Source organism: Thermocoleostomius sinensis A174, assembly GCF_026802175.1.
Lineage (GTDB): Bacteria > Cyanobacteriota > Cyanobacteriia > Elainellales > Elainellaceae > Thermocoleostomius > Thermocoleostomius sinensis.
The window spans coordinates 3,768,539-3,784,142 of sequence record NZ_CP113797.1; the positions used below are offsets into that span (position 1 = coordinate 3,768,539).

The following is a 15,604-nucleotide window of genomic DNA, read 5'->3' on the forward strand; positions in this document are numbered from 1 at the left end:
ATCTCGGTGTTGAACCTTACAGACAAATGTGCCAGGTGAGAACCGTTTTTCCGGTTATACCTCGATCGACGCGGTAAGGGTTCCCTGTATTTGTATCCTCAGCGAATTGAAAACTTTCGTGAGTTCGTTTTTGCAGTTGTTCCATTTGCTTGCTATACATAAAAGTAGCAGAGCCTTATAGCAGAGCCATTTGATTGTTCTCGTCCAGGTTGCTTTTGGCAAATAGTGGTCTAGGGCATCGCTATGGTCGCATAGGGGGCACTACGTATCTAACGGTGTCGAACCCTGTGTCAAATTAGACTTGAACCAGTTGGTTGTTTTGGAATGATTGCCGCTGCGATCGGCTTCGTTTGCATTCTCGTGACGGTGATGTTGCCGGATTGGTTCGCTGCAATATCGTCAAGTTCGATCCCTGCGTCGTTTGTCTTCTATTGCTGACTTTTTGATGGTCTACCCGGTTCAGAGAATCCTGCTCCAGAGTTGCTTCTGCTGAGCCAAATCGTCACTTCTGTTACCGCCATGATGCCTCCTTCATCGGTTCAAGTTGATCCGCTTAACAGTCCCTACCCTGTGCCCTGGAATTGGGTAATGGCTACTTTGTCCGATCGCCATTCTTTGTCTCAGTCTCGATCGTGCTACTACCGCAGTCAGTCACTAATTTCACCCGATGGGGAATATGCAGCTTACAGCCGGATTCAAGTACAACTTTCGCCTGAATATACCCGGAGCCAAGTTGCCAGTGTTTTGTTCCTAGAGAATTTAAAAACTCGCGATTTGCAAACGATCGCGGCTTCTTCTCCGTTTGCAAATCATCCCTTTGCACCTAACGAGATTCAAGACTACGCAGGAACCATTGCGATTTTGATTCCTGTTGCATGGTCTCAGTCAGGCGATCGGGTGTTGGCCCGCGAATTTGAATCCGTTTTTGGCAGCGATATTGCGTCCGATTTTGCCGTTGTCTGGGATCGTCATCTCAACAAAACTTACACAATCGCCCCCACACAGGTACATTACAGCCATGCTGTCGTTTTAGGATGGAGCCAATCTCATCCCGATCAGGTACTCTTTCGGGCTGGCATGATGGGCAATGAGCATTGGCCGCTCTATGTTGTCGATCTGCGTGGACGGACTGCTAGTGTGACCCACGATCAGCCAGTTGCCTTTGGACAGGTTGTCCATAGTCTGTGGGCCGGACCACAAGCGTATGGGCGATCGTAGGAAATTTAGGAAATTAGGGAGAAGGAGTTGGGAGGCGCTTGTCCACCCGTTTATCTCTACCTATGCCCTTCTAGTCTCTACTGCTTACCTTGATCCTTTCGCCTAACCCTGTGGCTCGGCTGCTTCACTGCCAGCGTCTGTATTACTCTCTCCTGGAGCAGGTGGCACTCCATACCACGGGCTAATCTCAACTACGCCTTCAGGACGGAAGACTACTAGGAACTGGGCGATCGAGGGTTCTCCGGTGGCGCTAGAGGCGGGAGCTGCGAGTTGCACATCGGACAGAGGAATTTCATTGACGTAGGTGAGGGCTGGATCGTTGGCGTATTTGTAGCCAATAATTTGCCCGTTTTCATCGACCCCAACTTGGTACTCTAACGGTTCGGCAAAGGTGGGGTCAGGTTTTTCGGCCCAGGCAGTATAAAGCTGGTCTTGCAGTTCGGCTGTCAGGCGATCGAGTTCGGCTGGATCAGAAATGTTCGTGGCAGTCTGTGCCAAGGTATCCAAATCAGTGGGCGTTGTGGTAGCGGTTGAATTCGTGTCCGTTGTCGGCGATGGTGGTGGGGCCGCGGGTGCAGTGGGCGTTGTGACCGCGGCGGGCGGCGGGCTGGTAACATCTGGGCTAGGAGAGGGAGAGGCAATCGGCGATTCGGGCGTGGCTTCGGAGGTTGTAGGGTCGGGGCGGCGCACTTCGGGGACGGGCAGGAAGAATAGGGCCGCTGCCGCTACGGCCAATCCAGATACCCCCAAAGCAGCAGGGAGCAATCGTTGAGCGGCGGGTTCTTTAGGAGCAACCGATCGCTTTGGCAAGGGAGTGAGATTAAATTCTAGGTCGGGCAATGTTTGAGCATCAGCATGAAACTGATCGATCGCCTCCACCAGATCAAATAACTGTACAGTGTTGAGATCGACTTCCATAGGCGGCGGAAAACTGGCTGCTTGTGTACCGTCGAGTGCTTGTGGCTGAATCGATAACCGATGCAAGTTTCGATCGATGCGGTGCAGTTGTACTGTTTGCAGTCGATCGCGACGATGCCGGTGAGAGACATGACTCAGGTAACTTTGAGCATATTCACTCACGCCTGCTACTAAGTGTTCTAGAAAATCCCGTCCGCCCACTAGGGGCTTTTCTAATCCGGTCAATCGACATTCTACCCGTGTCAACATTGACAACAGCGGTCGTGCGGCTCCACCGTCTACAGGATTGTCTGTCGTCAGTCCTTCGAGAATCAGCTTGCAGTTGGGCAGGCTGTATTGGCGTTGAATCGTCATACTACCTCTCCATCAAACAAACTACTCCAAAGACGCTGTACACCAGCGGTTCCTGTGCAAAACAGCAACTGCCCTAATAAGTTCAGAGCTAACTCATTCAGGCGTTCGTCTGACGTATACTCCATGACGGTAGCTCGTTTGGGATTCATCCGCGATCGAAAATGGGCACGAAACCGTTCTAGGTAGCGGGCTAGGCGCAAATGATGTTCAGGAGTCAATTGCTTTTCCAGGAGTTGATCGTAAGCTAGCAACAGTTGCCGCACAATCACGGTCAGTCGTCGTGACAAGTGACAAATGATAATTGTCAGGGCTTTGGCTTCGGCAATGCTAAGCGGACGACGCTGGCTGTTCCGCCGCAACGGGTTAGTAGCTCGCAACCGCCAAAGAGTAACGCGGTTTTTGATGATGCTTTTCAAGTCCAAGTCTCGTGCAGCAATCAAAATTGCTTCGGAACCGCCCAAATCTAGAGCCTCGATCGCCAGAAGCAGTAGATCAAGTTGCTGCCGTGTGCGTCGCGGGCAGGCCCCATCTGGCACATTGGGGTCAGGGAGTATATCCAAAATTGTAGGTTGAGACTGAGCGGGAGGACTATTAACTTGCATTACTCTTATAGACAAAGTCAGCAGAATTGTAGCAAACGAGCGCGTGAGGGTTCAGAGTTTTCGCGGCGATTTGGCTTCACCTTTCAAGCGGTTTCAAGCACTTGCTTCCAAGAACTTGTTAGGCGTTTAGACACTACTACCCTGCTTCTAGTATCTGCTCTTGGCACAGACACAGACAACTATGCCTCGCTCGACCGTTGAGCCAAGCGGGACAAAAAGGCGGTCTAGACAACCATTCTGTCAATTTCAGCCGTTTCAGTGTCTCCGCATAAAATACCCAAGATTCTAGGCTTCAACCTTCACACCGCGCCAAAAAGCAACATAGCCTTCAATATTCTTAGCCGCTTGCTTGGCTTCCGGATAATACCAAGCGGCATCTTTGTTGACTTGCCCGTTTACTTCCACAGTGTAATAGCTGGCAACTCCTTTCCACGGACAGGTAGTATGCGTATCACTAGGTTTGAAATACTCAGACTTAATGTCCTCTGGAGGAAAGTAATTATTTCCTTCTACGACTTCACAGCGATCGCTTTCAGCCAATACCGCGCCATTCCACGTTGCTTTCGGCATAAAAATTTCCTCGGAACCTCTAAAACTGTTGAGTGTCAATTGACAGATCAGTTTCCGTCATACCAATTGCCTATTTTAGTGTGCAGAAGCCTATGGTATGAGGAAGCACATCATTATTATTGAGTTTAATTTTTTTCGCTTTCAATCGTGGCTCTGGATGCCAAACTAGAGCAAAAGAGACTGTTCAGCGTGCAACTGAGGAGTAGGTCAATGACCCGATCGGCGGCTAACAAAAGTGAAGCTATTTATGGTCATGTACAGTCGTTACCAGAAGTATGGGCGATCGCCGCGCAACGCTTCGCAACCATTACAGCTGTGCATGACCCCCATTCCAAGCCAGAAGTTCGGTTCACCTATGCCGAGCTATACCAGCAGATGCAGCAGTTTGCCGCCGGGTTACAGGCACTTGGTATGCAGTCCCATGCCGCCGATCCATACCCTCCCCGCGTTGGACTAGTGGCCGACAATAGCCCCCGTTGGATGATTGCCGATCAGGGCATTATGCAATCTGGTGCGGTGGATGTGGTGCGAGGCGCACAAGCCGATGTAGACGAACTGTTGTTTATTCTGCAAGACAGCGGTTCGATCGGGCTAGTCGTTGAAAATCGGGCGCTATTGCAAAAACTACGGCCCGGTCTAAGCAATCTGCCCATCCAATTTGTGGTATTAATGACCGATGAAGCACCACCCGCCGATGAGACCCTGACAATCCTCAACTTTTCGCAACTGCTAGAACTGGGTACAAAATCAACACTACAGCCTGTTCAACAAACCCGCGCTCAATTGGCGACACTGATGTATACCTCTGGCACATCGGGGCGACCCAAAGGCGTGATGCTGAGCCACGGCAACCTGATTTCGCAAGTACTAGGTCCGCCGCATGTCGTACAACCCGAAGCAGGCGGACGGGTGCTGAGCATTCTTCCGATTTGGCACGCCTATGAACGGGCTTTTGAATATTTCATCTTTTCCTGTGGCTGCACACAAATCTACACCAACATTCGCCATGTCAAGAAAGATATTAAAGACTTTAAGCCCAACTACATGGTAGGTGTACCGCGCCTGTGGGAATCGATCTACGAAGGTATTCAGAAACAATTTCGTGAGCAACCGCCCAGTAAGCAGAAACTAGTCAAGTTTTTCTTAGGCACAAGCCAGCGCTACATTGAAGCCCGACGCATTGTGCAATCGCTGGATTTGGACAATCTCAATCCATCTCCTGTAGAAAAAGCCGTCGCCGCTATCCAAATGGTGATCCTATGGCCAATTCATCAATTGGGCGATCGTTTGGTGTACCACAAAGTGCGAGAAGGCATGGGCGGACACATCAAGTTTGTAGTCAGCGGGGGCGGCTCGATCGCCGATCACTTGGAAGATTTCTTTGAAATTGTAGGGATTGAAATTCTGGGCGGCTATGGACTCACAGAAACCTCCCCTATCATCAATGTGCGTCGTCCCTGGCGCAATGTGCGCGGAGCCGATGGCGAACCGATCCCCGGTGTCGAAATTCGCATTGCCGATCCAGAAACCAAACAACCCTTACCCCCCGGACAAAAGGGACTAGTGTTAATTCGAGGGCCACAGGTGATGCAGGGCTATTACCAAAATCCCACGGCTACTGCAAAGGCAATCGATCGCGAAGGCTGGTTTGATTCCGGTGACTTGGGTATGGTCACGACCGCTAATGATTTAGTGATCACCGGACGCGCTAAGGATACGATCGTGCTCACCAACGGCGAGAACATTGAACCACAGCCGATCGAAGATGCCTGTATTCGCAGCCCCTATATTGACCAGATCATGCTGGTAGGGCAAGACCAGCGAATGTTGGGGGCCTTGATTGTGCCTAACCTAGATGCGTTACAACAATGGGCCGCTTCGCAAAACCTTCAGCTAGCACTGCCTACCGAATCTTCATCGAATCATGAACAATCTCCTTCCCCTGGGCAGCAACGCATTACTTTAGAGAGCAAAGTAGTGCAAGATCTAATTCGAAAAGAATTGACGCGGGAAGTGCAAAACCGACCGGGGTATCGTCCAGACGATCGGATTGGGCCGTTTCGCCTGCTATCAGAACCCTTCTCCATGGAAAACGGGCTGCTGACTCAAACGCTAAAAATTCGCAGAGCCGTTGTGATGGATCGCTATCGCGATATGATCGACGAGATGTTCATGTAATGTTGACATGTGATGTTGACATGATGCTCTGCCTCCATTAACCCTATTGCTAGCCCTGCATGGAAGTCTCCAAGTCTCATTTACTCCTTAAACGAGTTATTAATATTAAGGTGGTTGTCACTCCTCGCTGGAAGGAGGACATGCAACAGCAATTGCAAAGCCAAATCAATCAATTTGACAGCCAAGTGCAAAAGATAGAAATTCAAGGTCAGCAAGCCGAAGCCGAAATTCAAAAGCAAAGCTTGAATCCGGCTGAGCCCATGGTTGTTCAACAACTCAACAACATCCGTGTGCAAGTGAATCAAAAGAAAAGCGAGCTGTTAGAGAAGAAAAACCAGATCTTGCAACAGCTTCAGCAAATTCAACTTCTGGAAATGGAACGCGAAGTCAACTATGGACAAATTGAAGGCTTCTTCCGAATTGAAACTGGGGATAACCTATTTCGTAAGCTGCAAGTAGAAATTCTATTGCGGGATGGCGTTGTTGAAGAAATTCGGGGAGATTTGTAGCCATGATTAATGATATTTTTATGCCTGCCCTCAGTTCCACCATGACCGAAGGCAAGATTGTCTCGTGGGTAAAAGAACCGGGAGACAGAATTGAGAAGGGCGAAACCGTTGTAATTGTTGAGTCTGATAAAGCTGACATGGATGTGGAATCGTTCCATGAAGGCTATTTAGCTGCGATCGTTGTTCCAGCGGGGGAAACGGCCGCTGTCGGAGATACGATCGCCTTAGTTGCAGAGACCGAAGCCGAAATTGCCGAAGCCCAGGCAAAAGTCGGATCGTCCGGTTCGTCTGCCGCTCCTGCCCCGGCTCAAATATCTCGCGAAGAAGGCTCGTCTCAAGGAACGACCAAGCCTGAACCCGTAGCGGCTACTGCTGTTGTTGAACCTGATAGCCCAGCCCGCAGCAACGGTCGCACGATCGCTTCTCCCCGGGCCCGAAAGCTTGCCAAAGACCTGAAAGTGGATCTGTCTACGCTGAAGGGCAGTGGTCCCTACGGTCGAATTGTGGCAGAAGATGTAGAAGCGGCGGCAGGTAAAGTCAGCGCTCCCAAGGCTCCGTCTACTCCAGCAACTCCTACGCTTGCTCCAGCAGTTACGGACGCTTCCAAAGCTCCAGTTCCGGTAGCTCCTCCGGTTCAGCCTGGTCAAGTGGTGGCCCTGAACACGTTGCAACAAGCGGTCGTACGTAACATGAACGCCAGCTTGCAAGTACCTGTGTTCCATGTGGGCTATACCATTACCACCGATAGCCTAGATAAGCTGTATCAGCAAATTAAATCCAAGGGGGTGACAATGACTGCCCTGTTGGCCAAAGCGGTGGCCTTGACCTTGCAAAAGCACCCAATTCTCAACGCTTTCTATACCGAGCAAGGAATTAACTACCGCTCTGGGATCAACGTGGCGATTGCGGTAGCCATGCCGGATGGTGGCTTAATTACTCCGGTGTTGCAAAATGCCGATCAGGTTGATATCTACTCCCTGTCGCGCACCTGGAAGGACTTGGTCGATCGATCGCGCTCGAAACAACTCCAGCCAGAGGAATATAGTACGGGCGGGTTTACAATCTCGAACTTAGGAATGTTTGGGGTCGATCGCTTTGATGCGATTCTGCCACCGGGTCAAGGTGCAATTTTAGCTGTGGGGGCATCTCATCCGCAGATGGTGGCCACCGCCGATGGCATGTTTGGCGTTAAGACTCAAATGCAAGTCAACATGACCTGCGATCATCGGGTCATTTATGGGGCGCAAGCAGCGGCGTTCTTGCAAGATTTAGCCAAGCTGATTGAAATGGATGTTCAGTCGCTGACAATGTAACCACTGAAGACAGCCTGTTTTTGCTGGCTTCCTCTGGGGAAGGCGGATGGTTTATCAATAACGTGAGTTTGGGTTAAGCAGCAGGCAGTAAGTTGTGGTTAACGGCAATGGCAAGCTTTTGGGGCTAGTGACCGTCAACCATCAATACACAGATGATAATGATATTGATCCAATCGCTGATCCCCTATCAAGTGATAGGGGATCAGGCTGACGATCAGAAAAATTGCCTCAGCCCCTTCCCCCTCCTGACTTCCCACTCCTCAACAATGGTAGAGTTGACCCAGGAATTGTAACAAAACACAAACTATGAAAGCGCAGGTTTTTAGAGGGGTTAAGCAACTCAGTTATGAAGATGTGCCAGTGCCAGAACTTGGTGCAGATGAAGTACTGGTGCAAGTCCGAGTCGTAGGACTATGCCAATCTGATATCAAAAAGATTCTTTATCCACTATATGAACCACCGCGTATCTTTGGACATGAAACGGCTGGGGTCATTGCTGCAATCGGTTCTGATGTGACGGGCTGGCAAGTAGGACAGCGGGTGGTGGTGCTACATCACATTCCCTGTATGCATTGCGCCTACTGCCTGAATGACAATTTTTCCATGTGCGATGTCTATAAAAACATCACTACCACAGCAGGCTTTGCACCCAGCGGCGGTGGCTTTGCCGACTATGTGAAAGTGCCGGGTCATATTGTGCGGCATGGGGGTCTGATTGAAATTCCGAAGGACATTACCTTTGAACAAGCCAGCTTTGTCGAACCGACCAACTGTTGCTTAAAAGCTGTCAAAAAGGCGCAGATTCAACCAGGACAAACGGTTTTAGTCACGGGGGCTGGGCCGATCGGGCTGATGTTCATTATGCTGGTCAAGTATTTTGGTGGACGGGCGATCGCCACCGATCTGATTCCTTCTCGAATTGACAAGGCCCTCAGTGTTGGAGCAGAGGCAGCGTTTGATGCACGTGATGCAGATTTGCCTGCCAAAATCCAAGCTATGACTGGCGGTATGGGCGTTGATGTTAGCTTATTGGCCGTTCCCAGCGAAAAGGCTTTTTTTCAAGCGCTAGACTGTACGCGCAAAGGTGGCAAAATTCTATTTTTTGCAGAATTTCCCGACGAAGTTGAGATTCCCATCAATCCCAACATCCTCTACCGCCGCGAAATTGATTTGTTAGGTAGCTACAGTTCGTCCTATCGGGTGCAATCGCTGGCGGCTGATATTGTCTTCAACAGGCGCATTGATGTGGATGCCCTGGTGAGCGATCGCTATCCGTTGTCCGAACTATCGAACGCAGTTGAAAGGGCCGTTTCGCCAACCCCAGACACGTTCAAGATTTTAATTTATCCTGATCTGACTTCCACTGACTCGATCGTCTGATACCTAGGCAACCCACTGTCGGGTTGACGGACTGAGCAGATCCGGCGTCTCTGGCGGCTGATTAATCTTCTGAGCGGCTCATCCCTCTTGCAGCCTCCTCTGTCGGTCAGACTAATTCTGAGTTATTATGAACGGTGAGATGACCAATTCGGTGCTTAGTTGTGCTCACACTCGATTGACAAACAACTATCCGATTGATTCTCTACAATGTCCACCTGGGGTAGTTCATGTCAATCTATATCGGAAATTTGCCCTATCAGGCAAGTGAAGAAGACGTTACCGAAATTTTTGCAGAGTACGGAACCGTCAAGCGGGTACAACTACCAACCGATCGCGAAACAGGGCGTCCGCGCGGCTTTGGATTTGTGGAAATGTCGTCTGATGACGAAGAAACGGCTGCCATCGAAGCGCTAGACGGAGCAGAATGGATGGGGCGCGATCTCAAAGTTAACAAAGCTAGACCTCGGGAAGAACGCCCAGCCCGGGGCGATGGTGGATGGGGCGGTGGTGATCGGAAGCGAAGCGATCGTCGTTACTAAACCTCAAGCTTAAAACTCATCAATGAGGAGCTTTCAGCAGATCGAGCGAACTGCCTTGCTCTGCTGAAATTTTTCGTCATTAGATGATTTGTGTGATGTTGCTCATAGAAGGAGTTGTTGAATGGCTCAAATTATTTTGGGTGAAAACGAAGGAATTGAATCAGCCTTGCGTCGCTTCAAGCGTCAAGTATCCAAGGCGGATATTTTTGCCGATATGAAGAAAAATCGTCATTTTGAGACTCCGTTACAGAAGGCAAAACGGAAGGCGCTAGCTAGACGGAAAAAGCGGCGGTTCCGTTCTAAACCTTAGTGCATTTCTGAGCCAGACTTTCAATCGTAGTTTGACTAGATATCCCCGGGTTACTGATTTGTTTTGATTGAGCTGTTCATCCCCTGTTCTTTCGATAGAACACATAACAGCGTCGCTGAATTCACGTACGGTTGACCGAGCTTGATCCCGGCTGTCAGGGTGTTGCGCGCAACATCCTGACGAGATCTTATATCTAATCAGCGACGCCCAAACAACTTTCACCTTTAAAGAGTAAAGGCTGAGCAAATCCGATCGCCGTTCCTGTAAAAGAAATGCTTCGTGTTTTCCGTTGACGGTACTAATCCATTCCGGGTCAAGCTACTCTTTATTCTCAGGCTTCAGATCCCGCTCCATGAGTGCTTCGACCGCTTGTTGGGCTGTGATCTTACCATTTAACAATAGGTAAACCTGATGAGAAACAGGAACTGGGATTGCTTCACGGCTTGCCAGATCAATTAATACATTTGTGGTATTTACACCTTCAGCAGTGCCTTGTAGTTTCTGCAAGATTTGCGATAGCGGTTGCCCTTGAGCCAAAGCATACCCTACCTGATAATTGCGGCTGAGAGCACTGGTGCAAGTAGCCAGCAGATCGCCCAGCCCAGATAAACCAAAGAAGGTTTCTGGGTTCCCCCCTAGATGCGTACCAATTCGAATGAGTTCGGCTAGGGCACGAGTAATGAGAGCCGATCGGGCATTTGTCCCGAGTTGCAACCCATCACACACCCCGGCAGCAATGGCAATGACATTCTTTAAGGTTCCACCCAATTCGGTTCCTAGCGGATCGGTATTGGTGTAGACCCGAAAGCGATCGGATGAAAAAATGGTTTGCACTCGTTGGGCCGCTGCTAACTGATGACTGGCGGCAACTGTTGCCGCAGGCAATCCTCGGCGAATTTCGTCAGATAAATTCGGCCCTGACAACACCACAACTGAATGATCGGGAAAGGCAGCTTGCCAAATTTGGGCTGGCGTCCAGCGGGTAGCTGGATCTAGTCCCTTTGTAGCGCTGACTAGAATTGCCGACGTCGGGAAAGAGAGTGATTGCAGGCGCTCGATCGTTTCTGGTACGCCTTTCATGGAAATAGCTGAAAGCACGAGATCAGTTTTGTCTAACGCTGCCTCCAAGCTCAGTTCCCCGCGTCGCGACCACAACCGCACCTGATGACCCCGCGCCTGTGCCAATCCGGCCAAAGCCGTGCCCCAAGCGCCTGCCCCCAAAATGGTGACGATTGCAGAGGTGGTTGAATCAGATGCCGTAGCCACAGTAGAAATAATCTCTTAGGTAGACGATCGCAGTGAAGGTGAGCAATGCCCACAAGTCGGGTCAGGCCGCCAACCCATTATGTCGCAGCAAGGCTACAGTGTCTGGTTCGCGTCCTCGGAAGGACTTAAACACCTCCATCGGATGTTTGCTACCACCCAACGCTAAGACTGTATCGCGGAACCGCTGCCCCACTTGGGCGATTGACTGCTCATCCTCCAGTCCAGCTTCTTCAAAGGCCGAGAAAGCATCGGCACTCAGCACCTCTGCCCATTTATAGCTGTAATAGCCTGCGGCATAGCCACCGGCAAAGATATGCCCGAACGCACATAAGAAGTTATCTTCGGGGAGCGGTGGTAATACCGTTGTTTTTTCGGCAATCCGGCGACGCACCTGCTCTGGCGTTTCAGATCCGCCTGGTTGATAGCGATGATGCAATTCCAAATCGACCCAGCTAAAGTGAATTTGCCGCAACATGGTACTACCACTCATATAGGTGCGGGCTGCCAGCAATTTTTGGTAGTAGTGCTCTGGTAAGGGTTCCCGGGTTTCATAGTGCCGACCCAAACTCAGCAGGGTCGATCGATGGTAGCACCAGTTTTCCATAAACTGACTGGGTAGCTCCACTGCATCCCATTCCACGTTGCGGATACCCGATGCGCGAGAGTAATCCACCTTGGTTAACATGTGCTGTAGTCCATGTCCAAATTCATGGAACAGGGTTTCCACCTCATTGAAGGTCATCAAACTGGGTTTTCCGTCTACGGGTGGGGTTTGATTGCACACCAGATAAGCCACAGGCAATCGAATTGCGGACCCAGCAGTCGTTTCCACCTTAGCGCGACCAATGCACTCATCCATCCATGCTCCCCCCCGTTTCTCGGCCGGACGGCTATAGGGATCAAGGTAAAAATGGGCGATCGTTCCAGTTTCATCGGCAACTTGAAAGTAGCGTACATCCGGATGCCAAACTGGAGCCTCACCGTCAGCAGGAGTAATAGTGACGCCAAAGATCCGCTGTGACAAGTCAAACAAGCCCTGGAGTACCTGTTCTAAGGGGAAATAAGGACGCAATTCTTCTTGATTGAAGCTAAATTTCTCTTCGCGCTGCCGCTCTGCCCAGAAGGTAATGTCCCAGTGTTGTAGAGGCTCAGTTACACCTTTAGAAGCAGCATAGGCTTGCAGTTGTTGCAGCTCGTCAGTAGCAGCCTCATAGCTGGCTTGCCGCAATTCTTCCAACAGTTGCTCAACCGCATCGATACTCGGAGCCATCTTCGCGGCCAGGCTCACCTCCGCATAGCTGTTGTATCCCAGTAATTGAGCTTGCTCTTGTCGCAATTCCAAAATGCGCTCGATCAAGGGTGTGTTGTCAAACTCACCCGCAGCCGCCCGACTGATAAAAGCTCGATATAGCGTTTCTCGTAGGTCCCGACGGCGGCTATGCTGCATAAACGGCAGATAACTGGGCATATCCAGCGTAACGCGCCACGGGCCAGATTCGGCGGTGGCAGATTCGGCTCCGGTCGATCGAGCAGCTTGCGCCGCTAGGGCTAACCAACTAGGGGGCAGTCCTTCCACCTCTTCGGGCTGCGTCAGCGTTAGACTGAAAGCTTTTGTTGCATCCAGAAGATGATTGGAAAACCGGGTCGAACATTCTGCTAACTCTAGACGAATGGCATTGAATCGCTCTTTAGCTTCTCCGGTTAACCCAACCCCCGAAAGCTCTGCTTCCCGAATAGCCGAGTCCACGATGCGCTGTTGACTAGCTTCTAGCTCATGCCAAGCATCACTCTGCTTCAGTGCTTTAAAGCCCTCATAAATTGGCTGACTTTGACTGAGGCGATTAATAAACTTCACTACCTCGGGCTGCATCGTCTCATAGGCTTGCCGTAGTTCAGGGCTATTTTTTACGCCCATCAAGTGGCTAACCACACCCCAACTCCAGGAGATCCGCTCTTCTAGTTGCTCTAGAGGTTTCACCAATCCATCCCACGTGGACACAACCTGTGTTTCTAAGTGCGTCAGGCGCTCTTCTGACTCTGCCAATAGTTGAGTCATGGCAGGTACGACATGGGCTGGTTGAATCTGTTCAAACAGCGGTAATCCTTGACCCTGTAATAGTGGGTTATCGATGGTAGTCGCGATCGCAGTCATGAAAATCCTTAAACAGAGAGTTGAGAAATGAAGAAACCAGTTGAAAAACCGATCGCCCCTCGAAGAATAGGCAAGAAAATGACGGTTCTTTATCAACTGTAGCACTGAGCACAAGGAAGCTTCGGATTAAGGTTGCGGGTTGGGTAGTTGGGGAGTGAGTAAATTTATAAAACGTTTTTCCACAAAATGAAGAATATTTTGTAACTCTAGATACAGAATATTTTTTGAAAATGACCATTCAAGTTTGTGACATGGAACGCTACTTAAAACCAATGCCGATCGACTCCTGGCGATCGGTTTCTTCTGCGGCTCTTGCTCAACCGTCTTCTACTCCGCCAGTTTGGGTGCAACTTGCTGCGTTGCCCAATCCCTACAGTCACGATCAGGGATTGGTGTTGTGTCGGCATTCTGATGACGAGTGGTTGGTTTGGGTTCCTGAACATGGGGAGACCATTTTGCATCGCAGCGAGTTCTTTGTTGATGCAGATTGGAACTAACGATCTGAGAATGGAAATAAGCCAAGTGGAACGAAATCTGCTAAAACCGTTCTGACCCTATAGCATGTTGCGGCAAAGGCAGAACTTATGGTGGAACGGATTTTGAGAATTACGCGGGATACAGTATTTAAGCTGCGCCCAGAGCCAACACCATTACTTGCTCCAGAGGAAATCTATGCTGTGATGGCCGGGCAAACCTACGAAATTCAGTCCTACGCCTATGCCGATGCCAGTGGTGACTTTCGCGGTCATATCAAGTTTGCTCTGCAAAATCAATCGATTCGTGGGCTGAATACTTGGTTTGTGGGTACGCTGTATGCCCAGGTAGAGTTTGATGGAGAGATTGTGTATCCGCTTGAAGATCAAGTGTCGATGCCCATTCTACGAGTGACACAAAATACGATATTTAAGCAGCGTCCGCTGCAATCATCTCAGTTACCTGACCGCGAGAAGTATTCGGTTTCCAGAGGGCAAAGCTTCGATCTTCAGTCCTATGCCCATTCCGATAGTCGAGGTGATTTCAGTAGCCACATTCGTTTTGCACTGCGCAATCCGCAAGATTTTATTCAGGGACGCAGCACCTGGTATGTGTACGATCGCCACGCCTATGTAGAGTTTGACGGGCAGGTGGTTTATCCTCCCGAAGATCCCAATATTTTCACACTACGAGTCACTACCAATACTGTATTCAAACGACGACCGCTGCAAAGTACACAACTGGCTCCCAACGAGATTTTTCCAGTGCAGCAAGGAACCACGTTAAAGCTGCAATCCTATGCCTACCGGGACGCCCAAGGAACGTTTAATAGTCATATCAAATTTGCCATCAAGTACGAAAAAGACTACATTGAACGCCTCAGCACGTGGTACGTGTACGATCGCCACGCCCAAGTTGAACAGCGTGGCAGAGTGGTCTATCCACCGCGTCCGTCGCCGTCGCCATCTCCCTCCCCCATTTATACCGGCACCCCCATCCGCCTACCCGGTAACGTCAGCACCTTTTATACCGATCAGCCCATTATTCCCGGCGGCAATTTTACCTGGGGAGAAGCCACAAAAGACGGAACCCGCATTCCCGATACAGTAACGATCGTCAATAACATCATTGCGCTAGCCAGGCAAATGCAGCGAGCTAGAAACGAACTGGGCAGACCGTTTCTGGTCAATTCTTGGTATCGCCCGCCTGCCATTAACGATGCGGTTGGTGGTGTGCCAAATAGCCAGCATTTATTTGGTCGAGCCGCTGATGTTCAAGTCATTGGTTTAAGCGGACGACGAGTTGCTAATGCCATTTTGCTATGGTGGCCAGGAGGAATCGGCATCTACAGCAACCTACCGGATGTGGTGCATCTAGACATTGGTCCCAAACGCACCTGGGGATTTTAGGGTAGGGGCAAGCCACAATCGAGACTCTGCTCCTGGAAGCCTGGATAAGTCCTGGGGAGCCGGAAGCATCTCGCCCCGAAGATCTAAAAACTGCACAATCAACAAATAGGCAATGCTCAAAATGATGGCGATCGCTCCTGTCACCACCGCGACCCACTTCGATCGATCCATAGAGTTCTAACCGTTTTTTGAGGTTTACTAGCTCAAGCGTTTTGTGATTTCTCTGCTCTAGCCTGACACAAAAATGGGCAATATCAAAAGTGGGGAATTGGGGGCTAGAGGTTGGAGATTAGGGACTAGAGGCAACGGACTCATTCATCCACCCATTACTTATCCCAATTACTTATCCGCTTTTTACCTTTTGTCCTTTAGCTTTTGATTCTTTCACCTTTCATTTCATCCTTGTCTTATG

General features: G+C 50.1%; 15 protein-coding genes. 9 read left to right on the forward strand and 6 right to left on the reverse strand.

Features of this window, described 5'->3' with window-relative positions; all coding sequences use genetic code 11:
* Positions 1-519: 519 nt before the first annotated feature.
* Positions 520-1,218, forward strand: a complete 699-nt coding sequence (locus OXH18_RS16325; protein WP_268608163.1) for a hypothetical protein — start codon at positions 520-522, stop codon at positions 1,216-1,218.
* Between the two features lie 102 nt (positions 1,219-1,320).
* Here the strand turns inward: OXH18_RS16325 and OXH18_RS16330 are convergent, their stop codons facing one another.
* The 3 genes from OXH18_RS16330 to OXH18_RS16340 form a co-directional block, all read right to left on the reverse strand.
* Entirely contained in the window at positions 1,321-2,490 is a 1,170-nt protein-coding gene (locus OXH18_RS16330; RefSeq protein WP_268608164.1) for a DUF4335 domain-containing protein, read from the reverse strand.
* Complete coding sequence (locus tag OXH18_RS16335) at positions 2,487-3,092, reverse strand: DUF3038 domain-containing protein (RefSeq protein WP_268608165.1); 606 nt, start codon at positions 3,090-3,092, stop codon at positions 2,487-2,489. Before OXH18_RS16335 ends, OXH18_RS16330 begins: the two co-directional genes overlap by 4 nt.
* A 285-nt stretch (positions 3,093-3,377) precedes the next feature.
* Positions 3,378-3,662: a DUF427 domain-containing protein gene (locus tag OXH18_RS16340; RefSeq protein WP_268608166.1), complete on the reverse strand. Its 285-nt coding sequence runs from the start codon at positions 3,660-3,662 to the stop codon at positions 3,378-3,380.
* Between the two features lie 210 nt (positions 3,663-3,872).
* Between OXH18_RS16340 and OXH18_RS16345 the strand changes: the two genes are divergently transcribed.
* The 6 genes from OXH18_RS16345 to rpsU all read left to right on the forward strand — a co-directional run bounded on the left by OXH18_RS16345 (position 3,873) and on the right by rpsU (position 9,891).
* Complete coding sequence (locus tag OXH18_RS16345; protein WP_268608167.1) at positions 3,873-5,840, forward strand: AMP-dependent synthetase/ligase; 1,968 nt, start codon at positions 3,873-3,875, stop codon at positions 5,838-5,840.
* A 59-nt stretch (positions 5,841-5,899) separates the two neighbouring features.
* Complete coding sequence (locus tag OXH18_RS16350; RefSeq protein ID WP_268608168.1) at positions 5,900-6,349, forward strand: YlqD family protein; 450 nt, start codon at positions 5,900-5,902, stop codon at positions 6,347-6,349.
* Positions 6,350-6,351: 2 nt separating this feature from the next.
* The gene (locus OXH18_RS16355) at positions 6,352-7,662 is read left to right on the forward strand and encodes a dihydrolipoamide acetyltransferase family protein (protein WP_268608169.1); all 1,311 of its coding nucleotides are present in this window, start codon (positions 6,352-6,354) and stop codon (positions 7,660-7,662) included.
* A gap of 306 nt (positions 7,663-7,968) precedes the next feature.
* Positions 7,969-9,042, forward strand: coding sequence for a zinc-dependent dehydrogenase (locus OXH18_RS16360; RefSeq protein ID WP_268608170.1), 1,074 nt, complete (start codon positions 7,969-7,971; stop codon positions 9,040-9,042).
* A gap of 227 nt (positions 9,043-9,269) precedes the next feature.
* A complete protein-coding gene (locus OXH18_RS16365) occupies positions 9,270-9,581 on the forward strand; it encodes an RNA recognition motif domain-containing protein (protein ID WP_268608171.1) in 312 nt (103 codons plus the stop codon).
* Positions 9,582-9,702: 121 nt separating this feature from the next.
* Complete coding sequence (gene rpsU, locus OXH18_RS16370) at positions 9,703-9,891, forward strand: 30S ribosomal protein S21 (protein WP_268608172.1); 189 nt, start codon at positions 9,703-9,705, stop codon at positions 9,889-9,891.
* A gap of 318 nt (positions 9,892-10,209) precedes the next feature.
* Here the strand turns inward: rpsU and OXH18_RS16375 are convergent, their stop codons facing one another.
* Complete coding sequence (locus OXH18_RS16375) at positions 10,210-11,157, reverse strand: NAD(P)H-dependent glycerol-3-phosphate dehydrogenase (protein ID WP_268608173.1); 948 nt, start codon at positions 11,155-11,157, stop codon at positions 10,210-10,212.
* A gap of 61 nt (positions 11,158-11,218) precedes the next feature.
* Positions 11,219-13,309, reverse strand: a complete 2,091-nt coding sequence (locus OXH18_RS16380; protein WP_268608174.1) for a M3 family metallopeptidase — start codon at positions 13,307-13,309, stop codon at positions 11,219-11,221.
* A gap of 230 nt (positions 13,310-13,539) precedes the next feature.
* Between OXH18_RS16380 and OXH18_RS16385 the strand changes: the two genes are divergently transcribed.
* Positions 13,540-13,806, forward strand: a complete 267-nt coding sequence (locus OXH18_RS16385) for a hypothetical protein (protein WP_268608175.1) — start codon at positions 13,540-13,542, stop codon at positions 13,804-13,806.
* 87 nt (positions 13,807-13,893) lie between these two features.
* The gene (locus OXH18_RS16390) at positions 13,894-15,192 is read left to right on the forward strand and encodes a YcbK family protein (RefSeq protein ID WP_268608176.1); all 1,299 of its coding nucleotides are present in this window, start codon (positions 13,894-13,896) and stop codon (positions 15,190-15,192) included.
* On the opposite strand, the gene OXH18_RS16395 is transcribed toward OXH18_RS16390, so the two are convergent.
* Positions 15,157-15,363 carry a hypothetical protein gene (locus OXH18_RS16395; protein ID WP_268608178.1) on the reverse strand — a complete coding sequence of 69 codons (207 nt, stop codon included), beginning with the start codon at positions 15,361-15,363 and terminating at the stop codon, positions 15,157-15,159. The genes OXH18_RS16390 and OXH18_RS16395 overlap by 36 nt on opposite strands.
* Positions 15,364-15,604: the final 241 nt, after the last annotated feature.

Excerpts from the sequence above, each read along its gene's own strand:
- OXH18_RS16325 (WP_268608163.1), top strand. The coding sequence starts at position 520 with ATGATGCCTCCTTCATCGGTTCAAGTTGATCCGCTTAACAGTCCCTAC.
- OXH18_RS16330 (WP_268608164.1), bottom strand. The coding sequence starts at position 2,490 with ATGACGATTCAACGCCAATACAGCCTGCCCAACTGCAAGCTGATTCTC.
- OXH18_RS16335 (WP_268608165.1), bottom strand. The coding sequence starts at position 3,092 with ATGCAAGTTAATAGTCCTCCCGCTCAGTCTCAACCTACAATTTTGGAT.
- OXH18_RS16340 (WP_268608166.1), bottom strand. The coding sequence starts at position 3,662 with ATGCCGAAAGCAACGTGGAATGGCGCGGTATTGGCTGAAAGCGATCGC.
- OXH18_RS16345 (WP_268608167.1), top strand. The coding sequence starts at position 3,873 with ATGACCCGATCGGCGGCTAACAAAAGTGAAGCTATTTATGGTCATGTA.
- OXH18_RS16350 (WP_268608168.1), top strand. The coding sequence starts at position 5,900 with ATGGAAGTCTCCAAGTCTCATTTACTCCTTAAACGAGTTATTAATATT.
- OXH18_RS16355 (WP_268608169.1), top strand. The coding sequence starts at position 6,352 with ATGATTAATGATATTTTTATGCCTGCCCTCAGTTCCACCATGACCGAA.
- OXH18_RS16360 (WP_268608170.1), top strand. The coding sequence starts at position 7,969 with ATGAAAGCGCAGGTTTTTAGAGGGGTTAAGCAACTCAGTTATGAAGAT.
- OXH18_RS16365 (WP_268608171.1), top strand. The coding sequence starts at position 9,270 with ATGTCAATCTATATCGGAAATTTGCCCTATCAGGCAAGTGAAGAAGAC.
- rpsU (WP_268608172.1), top strand. The coding sequence starts at position 9,703 with ATGGCTCAAATTATTTTGGGTGAAAACGAAGGAATTGAATCAGCCTTG.
- OXH18_RS16380 (WP_268608174.1), bottom strand. The coding sequence starts at position 13,309 with ATGACTGCGATCGCGACTACCATCGATAACCCACTATTACAGGGTCAA.
- OXH18_RS16385 (WP_268608175.1), top strand. The coding sequence starts at position 13,540 with ATGACCATTCAAGTTTGTGACATGGAACGCTACTTAAAACCAATGCCG.
- OXH18_RS16390 (WP_268608176.1), top strand. The coding sequence starts at position 13,894 with ATGGTGGAACGGATTTTGAGAATTACGCGGGATACAGTATTTAAGCTG.
- OXH18_RS16395 (WP_268608178.1), bottom strand. The coding sequence starts at position 15,363 with ATGGATCGATCGAAGTGGGTCGCGGTGGTGACAGGAGCGATCGCCATC.